General features: G+C 72.0%; 2 protein-coding genes. One reads left to right on the top strand and one right to left on the bottom strand.

The window, feature by feature from the left end:
* Window positions 1-110: 110 nt before the first annotated feature.
* A complete protein-coding gene (locus ACTHLI_RS06845) occupies window positions 111-1,694 on the bottom strand; it encodes an ABC transporter substrate-binding protein (protein ID WP_440182397.1) in 1,584 nt (527 codons plus the stop codon).
* Between the two features lie 112 nt (window positions 1,695-1,806).
* Between ACTHLI_RS06845 and ACTHLI_RS06850 the strand changes: the two genes are divergently transcribed.
* A partial coding sequence (locus ACTHLI_RS06850; protein WP_440182398.1) for an alpha/beta hydrolase domain-containing protein occupies window positions 1,807-3,011 on the top strand: 1,205 nt, incomplete at its 3' end.

The following is a 3,011-nucleotide window of genomic DNA, read 5'->3' on the forward strand; positions in this document are numbered from 1 at the left end:
CCCCCCCCCCCCGGCGGTGGGTTGGTTGGCGGGGCCCTGGGGGGGTCCCCGGCCCGTTTTTTGGGGGGGGGGGCCGGGTCCTCGGGGGGGGCCACCCGCGGAGGGGCTGGTTACTTGGTGGTCTTCCAGGCCAGCGAGGGATCCGGCGCCGCCGGCAGCGGGTTGGGGTTCAGCGCCGACGCGGTGACACCGCTCAGATGCTGCCCGACCGCGAACACGTTGTCGGTCGACACCGCGGGGATGAACCAGGCCTCGTCGTTCGACGCCTTCGTGATCTGCTGGAACACGGCGGTGCGGGCCGAAGCGCTCGTCGCGGCCTGCGCCTGGTCGTAGAGCTTCGTGAGCACCGGGTCGGTGTTGCCGAACGGGTCCGTCACGCCGGGCTGGATGAAGTTCGCGAGCACCTGACCGCTCGTCGCGCCGATGACCGGCCACACGAGCACGGGGTACTGCTTCGACAGCGCGGCCTGGATGAAGTCCGGCACCGTGTTCTTCACGACCAGGTTCACCTTGATGCCGATCTTGCCGAGGTCGCTCGCCATCGCCTGGGAGATGGTGGTCTGGCTGTCGAGCACGTTCTCGGTGAGCACGTTCAGGGTGAAGCCCTTGGCGTAGCCCGCGCCCGCCATCAGGGACTTCGCCTTCGCGAGGTCCTGCTGGAAGCCGAAGCCGTCGACGTACCCGTCGGTCCCCTTCGCCCCGAGCTGTCCGTTCGCCTGGTTGTAGTCGGCGCCGAGGGCGGAGGCGAGCGCGCCGCGGTCGAGCGCGAGCGCCATGGCCTGCCGCACGTCCTTGTTCTTCATCGCCGGGTTGAGGGTGCCCTGGTAGTCCGCGACCGTGAGCCCCCAGGTGAAGAAGGGCGCGGTCACGAGCTTCAGGCCGCTCGACTTGGCGGTCGCCGCCGTGGTGGGCGTGAGCCCCGCGAAGGACACCTGACCGGTGCTGACGGCCGACAGCGTCGCGCTCGGGTCGCCGATGACCTTCACGACCACCTTGTCGTACTGCTGCGCGTCGGGCGCGAAGTAGTGCGGGTTGCGCGTGTAGGTGTACGAGGAGTTGGTGACCGACTGGTCCGGCGCGTACGCGTACTGCCCGGTGCCGTCGCTCTTGGTGAGGAGGCTCTTCGGGTCGGCGAGCCCCTTCGGCCCGATGATCTGGCCGACGCCCCAGTACTGCGTGAGGAAGAACGGCCCGTCGGGGTACGGCGACTTGTAGCTGATGACCACCGTGTCGGTGGACGGCGCGGTGACCTCGGAGACGGGGCCCGCGTAGCGGAGGTCGCCGCCTCCGGCCTTCAGGAAGTGGTCGAGCGACGCCTTCACCGCGGCGGCGTCCATGGTCGTGCCGTCCATGAACTTCACGCCCTTGCGGAGGGTGAGCGTGAGCTTCGTGTTGGTCGGGTCGAGGGACCACTTGGTCGCCAGATCGGGCACGAGCTTGCCGTCGCCGGCCTGGTAGATGAGGGAGTCGTAGGCGAGGGCGGTGAAGATCGCGCTACCGCCCGACCCGCCGAGCGCCGGGTCGAGGCTGATCGGGATGCCGGCGAACTGGGTGGTGAGGGTGCCACCTCGCGTGGCGCCTCCACCCCCGTTCCCCGATCCCGTGCCGCTGCTGCACGCCGTCACCCCGACGGTGAGCGCAGCGATCGTGGCGGCGGCGAGCAACGCTCTCCTGGAGAGGCGGGATGCAGGCATCGGTGCTCCTTTGCATGGGGGTGCTGCATGTGGTGCGGGCGGACCCGCTGCGAGGGAAAGTATCAGGCAGCCTGATATTGTGCCAGCACCGCGCAGGAGGAGTTCCATCACGATGTCGTACCGATCGGTCGAGCCCGCCGTCGCCGCTCTCGACACGCCCCCGTTCGGCACCTCCTTCCTCCCGGAGCTCGAGATGGGCGTCGATCTCGCCGCGTTCGGGTACGTCGAGGAGGAGCACCTCATCGACGGGTCGGCGGCCGTCTGGCATCGCGACGCCGGCGGCACGGCCGTCCCCGGACCCGAGCTGCCGTTCCGCACCCGCGTGCTCGTGCGCAGGCCCGCCGACCCCGCCGCGGCGTCCGGCTTCGTGCAGGTCGAGCCGCTCCACCCCGACCTCGACTCGGCGCTGGTCTGGAACGCGGTGCACCCCTGGCTGCTGCGCGAGGGGCACACGTGGATGGGCGCGACCGTCTTCCCGCGCCTCGCGCAGCAGCTGCGCGAGGACCTCGCCCCGAGCCGCTACGGCTCACTCGACATCCCGGAGGACGGCCAGCAGTACGACGTGCTCGCGGCCGCGGTCCAGGCGCTCGTCGACGGCGCGCTGGGCCCCGTCGCCGCCCGGACCGTCGTGCTCGGCGGCATGTCGGCGACCGGCAGCTTCTGCCGGGTCTTCCTGCAGGACGGGTTCCACGACCGGCTGCGCGGCACCGACGGTCGGCCGCTCGTCGACGGCTACCTCATCGGCATCTCCTCCGGCGGGGCCGGCGCCGCCGGCTACCCGCCGCTCTCCCCCGGCGACGCCGAGCTGCCGCCGGACGACGCGCGACGAACGGTGTCCGGCCACGGTGCCGTGGTCGTCGAGCTGCTCAGCGAGACGGAGTCGGAGACGCACGGGCCGGTGCTCCGCCCGGACTCGGACGCCGACGGCGACCGCTACCGCCTCCTCCAGGTCGCCGGAACCGCGCACATCGAGTCGCGACCCAGCGTCCTGACGAACCTGCAGCAGTTCGAGGACGCCGGAGGGCGCAGGCCCGCGTTCGCCGTCCGGGAGCGCCGCAGCGACGCGCGGTTCGACCTCTACGCCTGCGCTGCGCTGGCCGCGATGCGGCGCTGGATCGAGGACGGCGTGCCCGCGCCGCGCGGCGACCGGCTGCGGCTCGTGCGGGGCGAGGAGGCGCTGCAGCGGGACGAGGACGGCATCGCGCTCGGCGGGATCCGGCCCCCGTGGGTGGCCGTGCCGGTCGCGACGCACCTCCCCCACGGCACCCCGTCCGACGAGTCCGAGCCGCCGCCCGAGTGGATGCCGTTCAGCCGACC

It is taken from the genome of Amnibacterium sp., from assembly GCF_051956055.1.
GTDB lineage: Bacteria > Actinomycetota > Actinomycetes > Actinomycetales > Microbacteriaceae > Amnibacterium.

What these genes read in the sequence shown, in the direction of transcription:
- ACTHLI_RS06845 (WP_440182397.1), bottom strand. Translation starts at nt 1,694, where the DNA reads ATGCCTGCATCCCGCCTCTCCAGGAGAGCGTTGCTCGCCGCCGCCACG.